This is a genomic window from Microcoleus sp. MON1_C5 (genome assembly GCF_036701875.1).
Lineage (GTDB): Bacteria > Cyanobacteriota > Cyanobacteriia > Cyanobacteriales > Microcoleaceae > Microcoleus.
The window spans coordinates 22,076-36,957 of record NZ_JAUBRN010000011.1 but is presented as its reverse complement, the minus strand read 5'-3'; the positions used below and the strand labels follow the sequence as shown (position 1 = coordinate 36,957).

General features: G+C 46.3%; 14 protein-coding genes. 7 read left to right on the top strand and 7 right to left on the bottom strand.

Annotated elements, in window-relative coordinates; translation table 11 throughout:
- Positions 1-385: 385 nt before the first annotated feature.
- From QUA71_RS07865 to QUA71_RS07850, 4 genes are all read left to right on the top strand, one after another.
- Entirely contained in the window at positions 386-1,552 is a 1,167-nt protein-coding gene (locus QUA71_RS07865; protein WP_333283829.1) for a zinc-dependent alcohol dehydrogenase, read from the top strand.
- 27 nt (positions 1,553-1,579) lie between these two features.
- Positions 1,580-1,789 (top strand): acetyltransferase, encoded by a 210-nt coding sequence (locus tag QUA71_RS07860; RefSeq protein WP_333219038.1) that lies wholly within the window; start codon positions 1,580-1,582, stop codon positions 1,787-1,789.
- A 370-nt stretch (positions 1,790-2,159) separates the two neighbouring features.
- The gene (locus QUA71_RS07855; RefSeq protein ID WP_333283827.1) at positions 2,160-3,014 is read left to right on the top strand and encodes a manganese catalase family protein; all 855 of its coding nucleotides are present in this window, start codon (positions 2,160-2,162) and stop codon (positions 3,012-3,014) included.
- A gap of 228 nt (positions 3,015-3,242) precedes the next feature.
- The gene (locus QUA71_RS07850; protein WP_333283824.1) at positions 3,243-3,929 is read left to right on the top strand and encodes an HAD family hydrolase; all 687 of its coding nucleotides are present in this window, start codon (positions 3,243-3,245) and stop codon (positions 3,927-3,929) included.
- Positions 3,930-3,939: 10 nt separating this feature from the next.
- Here QUA71_RS07850 and QUA71_RS07845 read toward each other — a convergent pair whose 3' ends face one another.
- Both QUA71_RS07845 and QUA71_RS07840 read right to left on the bottom strand, forming a co-directional pair.
- Complete coding sequence (locus tag QUA71_RS07845) at positions 3,940-5,124, bottom strand: AAA family ATPase (protein WP_333283822.1); 1,185 nt, start codon at positions 5,122-5,124, stop codon at positions 3,940-3,942.
- Positions 5,125-5,139: 15 nt separating this feature from the next.
- The gene (locus QUA71_RS07840; protein WP_333283820.1) at positions 5,140-5,931 is read right to left on the bottom strand and encodes an RNA ligase family protein; all 792 of its coding nucleotides are present in this window, start codon (positions 5,929-5,931) and stop codon (positions 5,140-5,142) included.
- Between the two features lie 135 nt (positions 5,932-6,066).
- Between QUA71_RS07840 and QUA71_RS07835 the strand changes: the two genes are divergently transcribed.
- The 3 genes from QUA71_RS07835 to hpxZ all read left to right on the top strand — a co-directional run bounded on the left by QUA71_RS07835 (position 6,067) and on the right by hpxZ (position 8,076).
- Positions 6,067-6,936, top strand: a complete 870-nt coding sequence (locus QUA71_RS07835) for a prohibitin family protein (protein WP_333283818.1) — start codon at positions 6,067-6,069, stop codon at positions 6,934-6,936.
- A 236-nt stretch (positions 6,937-7,172) separates the two neighbouring features.
- Positions 7,173-7,592 carry a peptidylprolyl isomerase gene (locus QUA71_RS07830; RefSeq protein WP_333024554.1) on the top strand — a complete coding sequence of 140 codons (420 nt, stop codon included), beginning with the start codon at positions 7,173-7,175 and terminating at the stop codon, positions 7,590-7,592.
- A 91-nt stretch (positions 7,593-7,683) separates the two neighbouring features.
- On the top strand, positions 7,684-8,076 hold the full coding sequence (gene hpxZ, locus QUA71_RS07825) for an oxalurate catabolism protein HpxZ (protein ID WP_333283816.1): 393 nt from the start codon (positions 7,684-7,686) through the stop codon (positions 8,074-8,076).
- A gap of 18 nt (positions 8,077-8,094) precedes the next feature.
- Here the strand turns inward: hpxZ and QUA71_RS07820 are convergent, their stop codons facing one another.
- The 5 genes from QUA71_RS07820 to QUA71_RS07800 form a co-directional block, all read right to left on the bottom strand.
- Positions 8,095-8,754 carry a hypothetical protein gene (locus tag QUA71_RS07820; RefSeq protein ID WP_333283814.1) on the bottom strand — a complete coding sequence of 220 codons (660 nt, stop codon included), beginning with the start codon at positions 8,752-8,754 and terminating at the stop codon, positions 8,095-8,097.
- 161 nt (positions 8,755-8,915) lie between these two features.
- A complete protein-coding gene (locus QUA71_RS07815) occupies positions 8,916-10,040 on the bottom strand; it encodes a THUMP domain-containing protein (RefSeq protein WP_333283813.1) in 1,125 nt (374 codons plus the stop codon).
- A 240-nt stretch (positions 10,041-10,280) separates the two neighbouring features.
- Positions 10,281-11,627, bottom strand: coding sequence for a TldD/PmbA family protein (locus QUA71_RS07810; RefSeq protein WP_333283811.1), 1,347 nt, complete (start codon positions 11,625-11,627; stop codon positions 10,281-10,283).
- Between the two features lie 146 nt (positions 11,628-11,773).
- A complete protein-coding gene (locus tag QUA71_RS07805; protein ID WP_333283809.1) occupies positions 11,774-13,252 on the bottom strand; it encodes a TldD/PmbA family protein in 1,479 nt (492 codons plus the stop codon).
- Positions 13,253-13,558: 306 nt separating this feature from the next.
- Positions 13,559-14,863: an aspartate aminotransferase family protein gene (locus QUA71_RS07800; RefSeq protein ID WP_333283807.1), complete on the bottom strand. Its 1,305-nt coding sequence runs from the start codon at positions 14,861-14,863 to the stop codon at positions 13,559-13,561.
- Positions 14,864-14,882 lie beyond the last annotated feature (19 nt).

Below are 14,882 nucleotides of genomic sequence, written 5' to 3'. Positions count from 1 at the left end.
TGTGAGAGGGGAGCGCTCGGCGATCGACAAAAACAATCTCATCCATCTCGCTGTTAGCTGTTATGGCAGAAGGAAGAAGGAAGAAGGAAGAAGCAAGGATTTCAGCAATTAAGAGCGTCCTAACCGTCGGGCGTGGTTGCTATAAATGTTGGTGGTTAACAGAACAATGGGAAATCTCCCGCACTTTAGTTGGAGGATAAACTTTACATTTTTGGTATTGAAAACAGCCGGAAGATAGATTTATAAATTATACCTCGGATAGAGAGAATATATATTTTATATGCTTAAAATTAAAAACATCCAAGCGAGTAATTTATCAGCTTAGTAAAGGTAAGATTTAGAATCAAAAATTTGCTAGCTAGTAGTTAACTAGAGGAAAAAAATAATGAAAGCTCTTTGCTGGCACGGAGCAAATGATGTGCGCGTTGATAATGTACCAGACCCAACAATTATCAATCCGCGCGATGCAATAGTTAAAATAACGTCTACAGCAATCTGCGGCTCGGATTTGCACCTCTACAATGGCTTCATCCCGACAATGCAATCGGGTGACATCATGGGGCACGAATTCATGGGGGAAGTAGTCGAACTCGGCAGCGAAGTCAAGAACTTAAAAAAGGGCGATCGCATCGTCATTCCTTTTACTATTTCTTGCGGCAGTTGCTTCTTTTGCAACCGCGATTTGTGGTCGCTGTGCGACAACTCCAACCCCAATGCAGGATTGGCTGAAAAACTCTACGGTCATTCGCCTGCAGGACTGTTTGGCTTCTCGCATTTAACGGGCGGCTATGCAGGAGGTCAAGCAGAATATGCGCGGGTTCCGTTTGCAGATGTCGGCCCTTTAAAAATTCCCGACGGACTTTCGGACGAACAAGTATTGTTCCTCACCGATATATTTCCTACCGGTTACATGGCGGCCGAAAACTGCAACATTCAGCCGGGGGATACTGTAGCTGTTTGGGGATGCGGGCCGGTCGGACAATTTGCGATCAGAAGCGCGTTTATGCTGGGGGCCGAGCGAGTAATTGCGATCGACCGCGTACCGGAACGCTTGCAAATGGCGGCCGCGGCCAAAGCTGAAATCATCAACTACGAAGAAATGGACGCTGGGGAAGCCGTCACCGAAATGACGGGGGGACGCGGGCCCGACTCCTGCATCGACGCGGTGGGGATGGAAGCCCACGGCACCGGTCTCGACGCTTTGTACGACAAAGCCAAGCAAGCCGTGCGCTTGGAGACCGATCGACCCACCGCCCTGCGACAAGTGATCGTAGCTTGCCGCAAAGGTGGCACAGTCTCAATTCCCGGCGTTTACGGCGGCTTCGTAGACAAAGTGCCCTTAGGTGCAGCTTTCAACAAAGGCTTGACCCTGAAAATGGGACAGACGCACGTTCACCGCTATTTGCGGCCTTTGCTCGATCGCGTTCAAAAAGGCGAAATTGACCCGTCATTCGTAATTACGCACCGAATGAAGTTGGATGAAGCGCCCCACGCCTACGAGATTTTCCTCAACAAAAAAGACAACTGTATCAAAGTTGTCCTCAAACCCTAACTCGCATTTACCCTTCAAGGAAAAACCATGCTTTTACAAGAAAAAGAATCAGGCGACTTGATAGAAATCCTCGATGTAGAGGCTTTACTCAGCCCTACAAAAAATGAAGTGCCGGGAAAAAATCAAGCTGGTCAAGAAGAGCAAGAGACAGCAACTTTTCCCAAGAGTAATTTAGTGTTTCCTTCCGGTGAAGCTCTACCGCGCTGTTGGACTGAGGAAAATTATCAAACTCATTGATTCAACTGATTCTCCCAATCCCGCTTAACAAGGGGGGGACTCGAAGCTAGGGGGATGGACACCACACATAGGTGTCCGCTAAACCCAAAAAACCGCTCTCCGATAGGGGCTAAACCCCCTGCAGGAGGGCGGTTTTGACGTGTTTTTTGACACCCGGAGGACACAGCGCTGTGTTTGTTTAAATAGAATGTACGATCGACCAAATTTAATATGGTCTTTAGTTCGCGGGCGCGAGAAACCGCATTAAACCAAAGTGATAGAAATAACCGGATTTGATTGAATTTCTTTATGACTAAAAGCTGATTCCCTCCCTCAGTGGCAGCGTTACAAATAAGGAAAGTCGATCAAAAACCTCTGGTAGGAATTCTCCATGTTTTACCATAAGAAGCCACTACAGTATTACAAAAGACCAGAAAAGCCAGATGCCGTTTACGCCAAGAAAATACAAGAACTAATTGGCGGTACATTTGGCGAAATGACCGTGATGATGCAGTACCTATTTCAAGGTTGGAACTGCCGAGGTCCAGCTAAATATCGCGATATGCTGCTTGATGTCGGTACAGAAGAAATCGGGCATATCGAGATGCTAGCAACTATGATTGCTCACTTGTTAGATAAAGCTCCTGTATCTATGCAAGAAGAAGGTTTCAAGGATGCAGTGGTGGGTGCTGTGATGGGTGGAAACAGCCCGCGAGATGCGATCGCCGACAGCATGAATCCGCAGCACGCCATTGTAGCGGGTTTGGGCGCACTTCCTAGCGACAGCGTAGGGTATCCTTGGAACGGCCGTTATATCGTTGCTAGCGGCAATCTTTTAGCAGATTTTCGCTCGAATTTGCACGCCGAATCGCAAGGAAGATTGCAGGCTGTGCGGATGTATGAAATGTCAAACGATCCCGGCGTGAAAGACACCCTGAGTTTTATGATCGCCCGCGACACGATGCACCAAAATTTGTGGCTGGCGGCGATCGAAGATTTAGAAAGTTCGGGAATGGAAACAACACCCGTTCCGAGTTCCTTCCCGCAGGAGTTGGAAAAATCAGAATTTGCTTATCAGTTTTGGAATCATTCTGAAGGTTCCGAAAGTAGCGAGGGACGCTGGGCGAAAGGCAAATCAATGGACGGCAAAGGCGAGTTTGAATATGTAGCCAATCCCCAACCGTTAGGGCCAGAACCAGTACCGCCGCCGCCCGAACCCAAATTGCACGGCACGGGCATGAAATAGGCAATCAAAAACTTAATAGTAAGCTTGCCAGTCCACCATTGACTAATTAAATAATTAAGGACTAAAGTGCTTACTCCCAACCTAACACAAACTAAAGTTCTTACTACTAACCCAAGGTTAGTGGTAAGAACTTTACTCGCTAATTGGCTAATTAGTTAGTTAAGGAATTCAGTCCTTACTACAAACCAGGTTTTGACAAGAAGTCTAATAACTAACCACAAATAAGTTATGCAATTGCAAGCAGTAATTCTCGATATTGACGGTACTCTGACGCTCAGCAATGACGCCCACGCTCAAGCTTGGGTAGAGGCATTTGCCGCTTACGGCTACGAGGTGCCGTTTGAGAAAGTTCGCCCGCTAATTGGCATGGGAGGCGACAAAGTTATACCCAAAATGGTATCAGAACTTTCCGACGAAGAAGGCGACGGGAAAAAGATTGCACAGCGGCGTAAAGAACTGATTATTAACCGCTTTTCTCCTGAGCTTTCTCCAACCCCCGGTTCGCGGGATTTGCTGTTAAAAATGCAGCAAGAAGGATTGCGGCTAATTATTGCTACTTCAGCTACCACCGAAGAACTTTCCGGTTTGCTGAAAGCTGCACAAGTTGACGATTTATTGGATCAAGCGCAAGCGGCGACATCGAGTGATGCAGAAGCTTCTAAACCGGAACCGGATATTGTGGAAGCTGCTTTGAGCAAATTGCAGATGGAAGCAAGTCAGACTGTGATGTTAGCTGATACTCCTTACGATATCGAAGCTGCGGGCAAGTGCGGGGTGCCAGTAATTGCTTTTCGGTGCGGAGGTTTCGATGATGCTTCGCTGGCAAATGCTGCGGAAATTTACGATCACCCTGCTGATTTGTTGGCGCATTATGACGATTCTATTTTAGGGAAAAAGGAATTGGTAGCGCGTTGAAGTAATACGGCTAACTATGGGGAATAGCCCCTAAAGTAGCCGGATCGGGTACTATCCACTCAACTTGATGCGCTTCTGTGATATCGGGAATATCCAGTCGCGCAGCTAACTTGCGAATGACTGCTTCCGGTACTGTTACTGTGCGCGATCGATTCCGCTGCAATATTTCTTCTAGAGGTACTTCTAGATAAACAATGCGAACTCGCGCTTGATAAGCAGCAAAAAAATCAATTAATTGCTGCCGCATTTGTTTAGTTGTATTCGTGGCGTTCCACACAAAAGAACGCCCCTCATTCATGTATTCGCGCGCTCTTTTTTTGGCGGCTGTCACCACATTTCCCGGGGTTTCGTCTGGAGGGACATTCATCTCTTTTCGCAGTGCATCCAGCGAGATTACCGGCAAATCTGGAAGATTTTCCCGAATCCAATAATCTTTACCGCTTGCCGGCAAGCCAGACATCAAGATTACTTCGCATCGAGTATCGTCAAATGCTTCGTAATCGGGATTTCCGTTCTCTTTGCGGAAGTAGATAAATCGGCTGTGTGCTGATGGGAATTGTCGGGGAGAATCCCAACAATTATTTTCTTGACAAAACTCCCGAAATAGTTCTATTTTCTCGAGAAGTTCTTGTTTGTCGCTACACTGTCGGCCGCGCACGTCTGCTTCGGCTAAAAGTGCGAGAAAATCGCAGCGGACAACTTGACTAACTTTAATTACAGACTGCTGCGGGTTGGGTTTGTCGATCAGCCAGATGGGTAAACTGCCGAATTTGACGATCGCCACCACTGTTTCGCGAATCTCAAACTGCACTGGCGGCTCGAATTGAGATAAAATTTGTCTGACCATTCTCGCACCTTGGCGGGCGTGACCTTTTGAGCTAATTCTGCCGTCGGCTTCTATTTTTGTAAAGGCTGGTTTGGCGACATCGTGCAGCAAAGCGGCCGCAAAAAGTATCGAGCGTTCTTGCACGGGTAATTGCCGCCAATTTGGGGATGAGATTAAGGCTTCGCAGACCATTTTGGTGTGAATAAAAACATCTCCTTCGGCGTGGTAAATCGCGTCTTGCTGACATCCTTTAAGGCTGTCAATCCAGTCGAAATGATTTTGAATACCCTCCCAATCCAGGAACCAATCGGGCGGTTGAGGACAAAAGGGAAAAGTCCACGTTGGCAAGGGCGATAACAGTGTATTCATAAATTCACCTGCTGGTTAATTAAATTTAAATAAATCGGTGTCTGGACGCAGAATATTGGGTATGATTGGGCGATTTAGCCAATGTCCTTCGGCATTCTTAATAGCCGTCAAAAAGCTGGCGCGCACGTATTTGTAACGCGCCTTGACAATTCCATCTTCCTCAATTTTAATATACAAACCTTCCATAATCTCGCTCTGGTCAGTCTCTTTCAAACATCGTTCTTCATCTAATCCCAATTCCCCGCAGTACAAACGCAATCGATCCAAATGTCCGGGTTGAATAAAATTAGATTTCCCCATAAACTGCATCATTTGCTTCGGAGATTTCAGCACTCCCGAAAACAGCACGGGAACGGACACCAACGGCAGGCCGCTTAACAACTGGCGGCGAGATTCTGTACTCAGAAATTGACTGGTTTCTAAGTCCAGCACGTCGTATTCCATAAAATAGTGCGGCAAAAAATCATAAAAAACAGTGTGTTTGGCATAAAGCCATTCGCCGTAAAGAATGTAGCGATTTCCCAGCACTTCTCCCAGGGTTCCGCTAAGACTGAATGCCCACTGTTTGAATAAGTTAAAATGTTTTTCCCTCGGTCCACCGGTGAGATAGTGGCCGCGACTTTGCAGCAGCATTTGTCCATCTGGTGCGAAGCTGATGCCTGTATTAGCGCCGTCTACCTTTTCTTCAATCACTGTCGGGCGATCGATCAGGGCGCTAAATGGCACGCTGTCGAGGTCTTCATCGCCTGGTTGGAAACGCGAACCTTCGATGTGATAAGTTCTAGGATATTTAACAATTTTGAGCATCAGCCCATCCATTTTAGATTTGAGATTTCAGAGGCAACCCCATCCATTTTAGATTGTAATTTTAGATTTTAGAATTTAAAGGCGACCGAATCTATTTAACCATTATAATGGAATGAGAACAAAGGAGCGTGTAAGTTGAAAAATCAAAGTTTTCAGAGCATATCATCAGCAATCGCTGGGATTCTATTAGTAGGCGCGCTACTCATCGGTTTAAACTCTTTTGTCGTCATCAATCCAGGGGAAGCAGGGGTGGTCAGCGTTTTAGGAAAAGCCACAGATGGAGCATTGTTAGAGGGGTTTCACCTCAGACCCCCGCTAATATCCAAGGTAGATGTGTACGATGTAACAGTGCAAAAATTTGAAGTTCCCGCCCAAAGTGCTACTAAAGACCTTCAGGATTTAAATGCTAGTTTTGCGATCAATTTTCGCCTCGATCCTGAGAAAATAGTGGAGATCAGAAGGACTCAAGGAACTTTGGAGAATATAGTCTCAAAAATTATTGCTCCTCAGACGCAAGAAGCATTTAAAACAGCCGCTGCACTGAGAACCGCCGAACAATCTATTACTCAAAGAAGTGAACTGAAGCGAGACTTTGATACTGCGCTGAAGGAAAGGCTATCAAAGTATGATGTAATCGTGCTCGATACGAGCGTGGTTAACATTCGATTCTCCACAGATTTTGCGAAAGCGGTTGAGGAGAAACAGGTTGCTGAACAGCGGGCGCAAAGAGCTGTTTATGTGGCTCAGGAAGCAGAACAACAGGCTCAAGCTGATATTAACCGCGCTCAAGGTAGGGCGGAAGCTCAAAGACTTTTGGCTGAAACTTTGAAGGCTCAAGGCGGCGATTTAGTGCTGCAAAAAGAGGCGATCGAAGCTTGGAGAAGCGGGGGGGCTCAGATGCCAAAAGTGCTGGTTATGGGTTCAGGTTCGAGTCGGGTTCCTTTCATTTTTAATATGAGCGATATTCAGGAAGAACCCGATCACCCGCAAGTGACCAACAATTAAAATATGACTGAGGGTAACAAACCCGGTGTCTGGGAAAATATTGGCTTTGCTAACCAGAAATCTCGCAATAAACCGGGTTTCCTCAGAAAGCGCACATAAGTCCTATGAGAGTTGCCGGAATATGCTACACTTCTGAAAGCCACAATATAACGACAGTTGGAAACCTGTCGTTATAAAAGCGAAGTCCGCAATTAAAACGCAGGCAACACACTCATTTTAGGAAGCAAGGAAAAATCATGACCCGCGCTATTATGGAAACCGACAAAGGCACAATCAATTTGGAATTGTTCGATGCGGATGCGCCTAACACAGTGAAGAATTTTGTTGACTTGGCGGAAAAAGGTTTTTACGATGGATTGGCCTTTCACCGAGTCATTCCTAACTTTATGATTCAAGGTGGCTGTCCAAAAGGCAATGGAACGGGCGGCCCCGGCTACAAAATCAAGTGCGAAATTAACTCCAACAAACATTTGGCAGGAACTTTATCGATGGCTCACGCAGGCCGCGATACGGGTGGCAGCCAATTCTTTATTTGCCATTCTCCCCAGTCTCATCTAGATGGAGTTCACACAACTTTTGGCAAAACTGAGGATATGTCTGTCGTCAATGCTATCCGCCAAGGTGACAAGATTATTTCGCTCAAAATTGAGCATTAATTCCCACTAATGAGTGGGGTTTGCAATAAGGAATAAAGTCCTTATTGCAAACAAAAATTGTGAAAGTTAAGAGTTTTAAAATCTACAATTTATGACTGTTATCAATGATTCTGCTGTGGTGGCTGAGTTAACTGAACTATATTTAAAATACGAAAAAGCTCTTTGTACGAACGATATTGAAACTCTCGATAATTTGTTCTGGGATGCGTCGGAAGTCGTGCGGTTTGGGGTGACGGAGAACCTGTACGGGAGCGATGAGGTGAGGGCTTTTCGCAAAGGGCGATCGCCTGTAAATGTCGATCGAGAAATGTTCAACCTCAAAGTCGTGACTTTCGATGCAGACACGGCGGCTGTGACGCTGGAATTTCGCCGTGTAATGGATGGAGTGGTGCGGCTGGGGCGGCAGAGTCAGATGTGGCGCAAGTTTCCTGAAGGGTGGAAGATTGTTTCCGCTCACGTTTCTTTTTTGCCGCTGGAGGGATGAGCGGTGACACACCTCCGATCAAGGTGAAAAAATTTCCCCAGTCGGTATTTGAATTTGATTATTGTTGAGCCATTTAATTCGGCAGATATTCTTTTTTTCCTTTACTATTAGTGCCTTTGTTTTGTCACCTGTATTCTTCATAGGCAAAGGTGGCACATTAGGTTCGTTTTCATGTTCGTTTACTCTAAAATAAAGCTCTTGCCCGTCATAAGAGTAAATTTTTTTTTCAATAAAAGGGACTAACTTGTATCTTAACCTGAGACCGCATGACCCTGTGGTATCATCGCGATCGTTTAACATTAAATCTCCGTTGTAGTAGCAATAAATAGATTTTAATTGATTGGGTGATGGTACAACTTGTACGATGTCTCCTCTTCCTCCAACAATCACGGAAACAATCAAAGTTCCCGGTAATTTAATATAAATATAATAACTTAATGTCAAGCACGAAATAATCAAAGAAATATTGACAGTTTTCGGCGCTAAATTCGGAACATTTTCTAAAATCTTGGTTCTGTTGAAAGCTATATAAAATACATAAATTACCCCAAAAACCATACCAAATAATCCCAGCCATAAGTCAATATCCACACCAGCTAAAGAATAAGGACAGAGTACGACTATTAAATTTAATATATTAAAAATTATCGCACCCCACACTATAAATTTTGATTTCATATTCTTAGAAGCTGTGAATAAAAATGATTCTCAAGCAGTATCAAAAAGCTCAACTTAACTGTAGCCGGAGCAATTCTACCATAGCTGCAGGTCTTTCTTGGTTATCCAATTAATTTTGCAGTAGCTTGGTCATTAGCGCTGTTTTTCCCATATCCCATCCCCTAATACAGTTCATATTTGAGCAAAGTACACGGAATCGAGCCATTAAAAACCGGAATTCGTCGCGATGTCCTGAGTCCCACCTTTTTACCCAACTCCTTATTTCCAGTCAAAATAAAGGCATTCCAACCTTTAAAACGATTCTTGAAAATATCCCCCAACATCTTGTACAAATCTCCCAATTCGCTAGCATCTCCCAGGCGCTCTCCGTAAGGAGGATTGCAAATCAGAACACCTCTGTCTGCTGGTGCTTCCAACTGAGATAACTCGGTTTGAGCAAACTGAATCTTACCAGAAATACCAGCTTGCTGCGCGTTCGTGCGAGCTTGGCTTAACATATCGGAATCGCGATCGCACCCTGCAATCACCTCTTTAAGTTCCGGCAATTCGCTATTTTCAGCTTCGGCCCACAATTTATCCCACAAAGGTTCGTCAAAATCCCGCCAAGTCATAAATCCAAAATTTTCTCGAAACAATCCCGGTGCAATATTCAAGGCCTTTAAAGTCGCTTCCAAAGGCAAAGTTCCCGAACCGCACATCGGGTCTAAAAAGGGCAAATCTGGCGTCCATTCTGCCATCTCCAACAAAGCCGCAGCTAGGGTTTCTTTGAGGGGAGCCAGCCCCATCGCCGGTCGATATCCCCGGCGGTGCAAACTGCCGCCAGAACTGTCTAAACTTAAAATAGCTCTATCTTGATGAATGTGAATGTTAATTAGCAAATCGGGATGCTCTACATCGACATTAGAACGCTTGTTAAATTGAAGGCGCTGTTGGTCGGCGATCGCATTTTTGACCTGCAAAGCTGTAAAGTGAGTGTGGTTCAAATTTTCGTTGCCACCGGTGCAGTTTACTGCTAAAGTATTTTCGGGATCTAAGTATTCGTCCCAAGGGATTTTTTGCACTTCGCGGTAGAGCATATCCGAGTTGTAACACCGGAATTCGGCGATCGGCATTAGCACTCGAAAAATTGTTCTCGACCAAAGATTGACGCGGTACAATAAAGCGCGATCGCCCGCAAAGTAAACCCCAGTAAAATCTGGCTTGACATCTTGGGCCCCTAAACGTTCTAATTCTTGGGCGGCAATAGTTTCTAAACCGCGCGCAACTGTAGCAAAATATTGATTCATTGATAATTGGTAATTGGTAATTGCTTTTTCTCGATCGCTCTAAATTAGATAGTAGCTGGTTTAAATCCTAACTCTCACAAACAATACTCTACCTTAAGCTAGATGCCTCGGTAAAAAAAAATACTAATTTTCCCAACAGCTTTGTTAACAGGCGATCGCCCGAACCCGCACCCGATCGACCTTACCGACACAAAAACCCACCTCCTCCGGGTGGGTTTCCGCGCACCTCACCCTTGCAAGTCACAAACTGTCAGTAATACTCGTGAAATTAAAAGCTTTCACGCGCACTCCGGGCACGACACTACCGCCGTAACGCTTCACCGCACTAACTGCATCCACATCGCGCAACATATCAGGTAAAACTTGATTGAAACGCAGGTTTTTAATCGGGTAAGCAATTTTGCCATCCTCAATCCAAAAAGTACCGTCGCGAGTCATCCCCGTTACTTCCAATGTTTTCGGATTAACGTAGCGCACGTACCAAGCTCGACTGACGAAAATTCCTCGCTCGGTTTGAGCAACTAAATCTGCTAAACTTTGGTCGGAACCTGTCATCACGATCGGGTAATAAGCACCTTTTGCCTCTTTGCCTTTTTGTGCGGCCCAGTAGCGGGAATAAGACAAACTTTGAGGCACCCCATCTTTGATGATTTCCAAATAGTTATTGCTCAATCCGTCGCCGAAAAAAGTATTCGATCGCAGCAAAGGATGAGCCGGATCGCGCTGCACTTGCACTAACGGGCTAAAAAGTTGTTCCCCCGCGCGGTTTCCCGCTGGTTTTCCCTCTGCATCGGCGATCGACATAAACGATCGCCCCTCATCCGCCGCCCTCGCATCCAGCCCCCAAATCACCCACGGTAGCAAGCCTGCAAAAGCAGCGCCCTCAAGGATTACCGGATAAACGCCCGGAGTGATGGGGCGCGGGTTGCGGGATGCGATCGCCCGATCGAGCACTTGTTCTGCTAATTCGGCGATCGGCAATTCGTTGATACTCCAAGCAGTGCTCTGAGCCCAGCTAGAACCGTCTTCAACGCGAGCAGTAAAGCTGAAATCCGCCTTTGTAGACTGGTTGCAGGCGCGGAGTCCGGTTGACGAGGCGATCGCGTACAGCGACGCCTCAGTGCTCAAAGTGCCCGAACCATGAGCGCCCCCCTGGGAGGATCTCGCGCACGCTTGCTGCACCATTTCCGCCCGTGCTAGAGGCGATACAGTTGCCGTTGCTGCGTCGAATGCGGGCGATCGCAAATCGTAGGTTTGAGGCGGCAGCAGCGGCATCCATTCGGGGTCTGCCGGCGCAATTCTGGCCAATTCTTCCGATCGCTTGACTGCAGAGGCGATCGCATCTTCATCAAATTCTGTAACAGCTGCAGAGGCGCTTTTGTTGCCAAAATAGCTAGTAATGCTCAGGCTAAATACAGTTTTGCTAATATTTTGGCTGATTTGATTTTCCGAGAAGCGGGAAAGAGATTCTTCGCCAGTAGAGAGACTGACAAATACTTCCTCTGCTTTGGATAGTTTGACTGCTTTTTCTACTACAGATAAGGCTTGGTCTTCACTTAAAAGTGCGGGCGATGTTGTTACAATCATGATTGGTAATTAGGCATTGCGAATTGGGCATTGCGAATTGGGCATTGCGAATTGGGCATTGCAAATTGGACATTGGGCATTGGGCATTGTTAGCAATTAACTAATAACTAAGAACCGATGCCCCATGCCCCATGCCCCATGCCCTATTACCCAATTTGAATATCCCTCACTCGCACCGGCACACAAGCGTGAGTCATCTGAGCAACCTGCACCGGCTCGCCCTTGCCGCATATATGAGTACCGCACTGAACCAGCTCCGAAGCCGGCCCGATCGCATCTATTTGATTCCAGAAATCAGTAGTCATCGCCTGATAAGTTACATCCTTCAACATACCGACAACTTTACCTTTTTCCACCTTCCAAAAAGCATCGCCGCCGAATTGAAAATTGCGCCGCTGCTGGTCGATCGAATAACTACCCATACCGTCGATTAAAATCCCGTCTTCCGTATCCGCAATCATCTCTGCCAAAGTAGCAGTATGGCTGCCGCCATCCGGGCCCGGTTCCAATCCCAAATTGGGAATTCTCACCATCGGCACGCTCGACCAACTGTCAGCGTAAGCAGAACCGTTGCTGCTACCGCGTCCCAGGCGATAAGCCGTCTCTCTGTCAGTGAGATAATCAACTAAAATTCCATCCTTGACAACGTACCAATCTTGTGATTTTACGCCCTCATCATCGTAACCCATTGTACCGCGGCCGCCCGGTTGAGTGCGATCGCACTTAAAATTCACCCAAGGTGCAGCGTATTGCAGTTTATTTAACTTATCAGTAGTAGCAAAGCTCGTGCCAGCAAAATTAGATTCGTAGCCGTAAACCCGGTCTAATTCAGTTGGATGTCCTACTGATTCGTGGATTGTCAAAAACAAATTTGTCGGCTTAAGAATCAGGGATTTGCAAATACCAGCAGGGATTTTAGGAGCGCGGACTTTCTCAATAGCTTCGGCAGCAACTCTTTCAACTTGACTCAACAAATCATCGGGATTAATATGTTCGTAACCGATATTAAGTGGCGGGCGTTCGTAACTGCGACTTTGGGCATCGCCGCCCGCAATTGCCGTACAGTCAAAGCCCGGATAGCTGCGGTAGATTGTTTGTTCGATTAGCGAGCCTTCTGTAGAAGCAAAAACCTTGTCTTCGCGGCTGGACTGCAAAAAAGAATCAGCTTTTTTGATGCCTTGTGCGCCGTGTGCTAGCAGCTTCTCGTTGATAGTTAGCAGCAGTTCCGCTTTATCAGCAACTGGTACCGAAAAAGGGTCAATGGCGATGGGAGTAATGTAGGTATCGACATATTTTTCGACAGGCACTAACCGCACCGGTTCCTTTTGAGTCAAGCGGCTGCCTTTAGCGATTTCTACAGCCAAAGCGACTATTCTTGCAACCTCTGCGGGTGTTTTGCTGTGACTGGCGGCAAACCCCCAAGCGCCGTCTAGAAGCACTCGCACGCCAAAACCGGAACTTACATTATCTGACAGTTGACTTAAAGATCGATCGCGCGCGTAAAGATTCTGCCTTCGGTAAGTGCAAAAACGCACATCACCGTACTCGCAACCTGTTTTACGAATCAAATCTACAGCCAAATTTGCTAACTCATTAGCAGAGATTTTTGCCGTTAATTGCACCATAGTTATTCGTCATTCGTCATTACTTGTTAATTATTATAGCGCTTTTTAATTATTTGAACGAACCGCGAAGACGCAAAGAGCGCGAAGGAAGAACTGCATCTTCTTCTTTCTCCTCCTTCGCGTCCTTCGCGCCTTCGCGGTTCATTTAGTCTAATATCTTGCACCATTATCCATAGATATTTTATGGGCGGGCAGGATGCCCACCCCACAAGAAATTTACTGTTTGTGGAACAGGCATCTTGCCTGTTAATGTGGAACAGGCATCTTGCCTGTTAAGCGAGAATGGTGGAAAATCTCATTTTAATCTCACTCCATCTCCTGCAAAACCCCTGTCAAAATTTCCACAATGCGATCGATATGTTCCTTCTCAATAATCAACGGTGGCGACAAAGCAATAATATCACCCGTCGTGCGAATTAGCAACCCTTTTTCATAGCACTGCAAGAAACAATCAAAAGCCCGTTTCCCCGGCTTCCCAGCAAGAGATTCTAACTCAATCCCAGCGACAAGTCCCAGATTCCGAACATCAATTATGTGCCGCACCCCCTTCAAAGAATGCACCGCATTCTCCCAATAATCTGCCATCTTATCGGCCCGTTCAAATAACCTTTCTTCCTCATAAATATCCAGCGTCGCCAAAGCAGCCGCACAAGCCAGAGGATGACCAGAATAAGTATAACCGTGAAAAAGCTCGATCGCATTTTCAGGAGCATTCATAAAAGCATCATAAATGCCTTCTTTGACAAAAACCGCCCCCATCGGCACCGTACCGTTAGTTATCCCTTTCGCCGCCGTCACAATATCGGGAACCACCCCAAAATATTCCGTTGCAAAACTAGAGCCTAGTCGCCCGAATCCGGTAATTACCTCATCAAAAATCAGCAGAATTCCGTATTTGTCGCAAATCGCCCGCAGTCGCTCCAAATAACCTTTCGGGGGAATCAAAACCCCTGTAGAACCAGCCACTGGTTCCACAATTACTGCTGCAATATTCGACGCATCGTGCAAAGCGACAATCCGCTCCAATTCATCCGCCAAATGCGCTCCCCATTCCGGTTGTTTGCGGCTGAAAGCATTGTGTTCGAGACTGTGAGTGTGAGGCAAATGATCCACTCCCGTGAGCAAACTGCCAAAAAACTTGCGGTTTGTACCGATACCGCCGACAGAAATTCCCCCAAAACCAACGCCGTGATAGCCGCGTTCCCTACCGATTAATCTTTGGCGAGTTCCTTCACCTTTCACCCGGTGATAAGCAATCGCAATTTTTAAAGCAGTTTCTACAGATTCCGAACCCGAATTAGTAAAGAAAACGCGATCGAAATTGCCCGGAATCATCTTCACCAAACGTTCCGCCAACTCAAAAGCACCCGGATGTCCCATCTGAAAAGCCGGAGAGTAATCCAAACGCAAAACCTGCTGTTTAACTGCTTCGGCAATTGTCTCGCGGGCGTGCCCTGCATTCACGCACCAAAGCCCCGCAGTACCATCTAAAATTGAACGGTTATCATCGCTTGTAAAGTGCATATCTTTCGCCGATACCAGCATTCGCGGATTGGCTTTAAACTGTCGGTTGGCCGTGAAGGGCATCCAGTAAGCGTCCATATTTGTCATCGTTTTTTTATCTTTTTAT

What these genes read in the sequence shown, in the direction of transcription:
- QUA71_RS07865 (WP_333283829.1), top strand. Translation starts at nt 386, where the DNA reads ATGAAAGCTCTTTGCTGGCACGGAGCAAATGATGTGCGCGTTGATAAT.
- QUA71_RS07860 (WP_333219038.1), top strand. Translation starts at nt 1,580, where the DNA reads ATGCTTTTACAAGAAAAAGAATCAGGCGACTTGATAGAAATCCTCGAT.
- QUA71_RS07855 (WP_333283827.1), top strand. Translation starts at nt 2,160, where the DNA reads ATGTTTTACCATAAGAAGCCACTACAGTATTACAAAAGACCAGAAAAG.
- QUA71_RS07850 (WP_333283824.1), top strand. Translation starts at nt 3,243, where the DNA reads ATGCAATTGCAAGCAGTAATTCTCGATATTGACGGTACTCTGACGCTC.
- QUA71_RS07845 (WP_333283822.1), bottom strand. Translation starts at nt 5,124, where the DNA reads ATGAATACACTGTTATCGCCCTTGCCAACGTGGACTTTTCCCTTTTGT.
- QUA71_RS07840 (WP_333283820.1), bottom strand. Translation starts at nt 5,931, where the DNA reads ATGCTCAAAATTGTTAAATATCCTAGAACTTATCACATCGAAGGTTCG.
- QUA71_RS07830 (WP_333024554.1), top strand. Translation starts at nt 7,173, where the DNA reads ATGACCCGCGCTATTATGGAAACCGACAAAGGCACAATCAATTTGGAA.
- hpxZ (WP_333283816.1), top strand. Translation starts at nt 7,684, where the DNA reads ATGACTGTTATCAATGATTCTGCTGTGGTGGCTGAGTTAACTGAACTA.
- QUA71_RS07820 (WP_333283814.1), bottom strand. Translation starts at nt 8,754, where the DNA reads ATGAAATCAAAATTTATAGTGTGGGGTGCGATAATTTTTAATATATTA.
- QUA71_RS07815 (WP_333283813.1), bottom strand. Translation starts at nt 10,040, where the DNA reads ATGAATCAATATTTTGCTACAGTTGCGCGCGGTTTAGAAACTATTGCC.
- QUA71_RS07810 (WP_333283811.1), bottom strand. Translation starts at nt 11,627, where the DNA reads ATGATTGTAACAACATCGCCCGCACTTTTAAGTGAAGACCAAGCCTTA.
- QUA71_RS07805 (WP_333283809.1), bottom strand. Translation starts at nt 13,252, where the DNA reads ATGGTGCAATTAACGGCAAAAATCTCTGCTAATGAGTTAGCAAATTTG.
- QUA71_RS07800 (WP_333283807.1), bottom strand. Translation starts at nt 14,863, where the DNA reads ATGACAAATATGGACGCTTACTGGATGCCCTTCACGGCCAACCGACAG.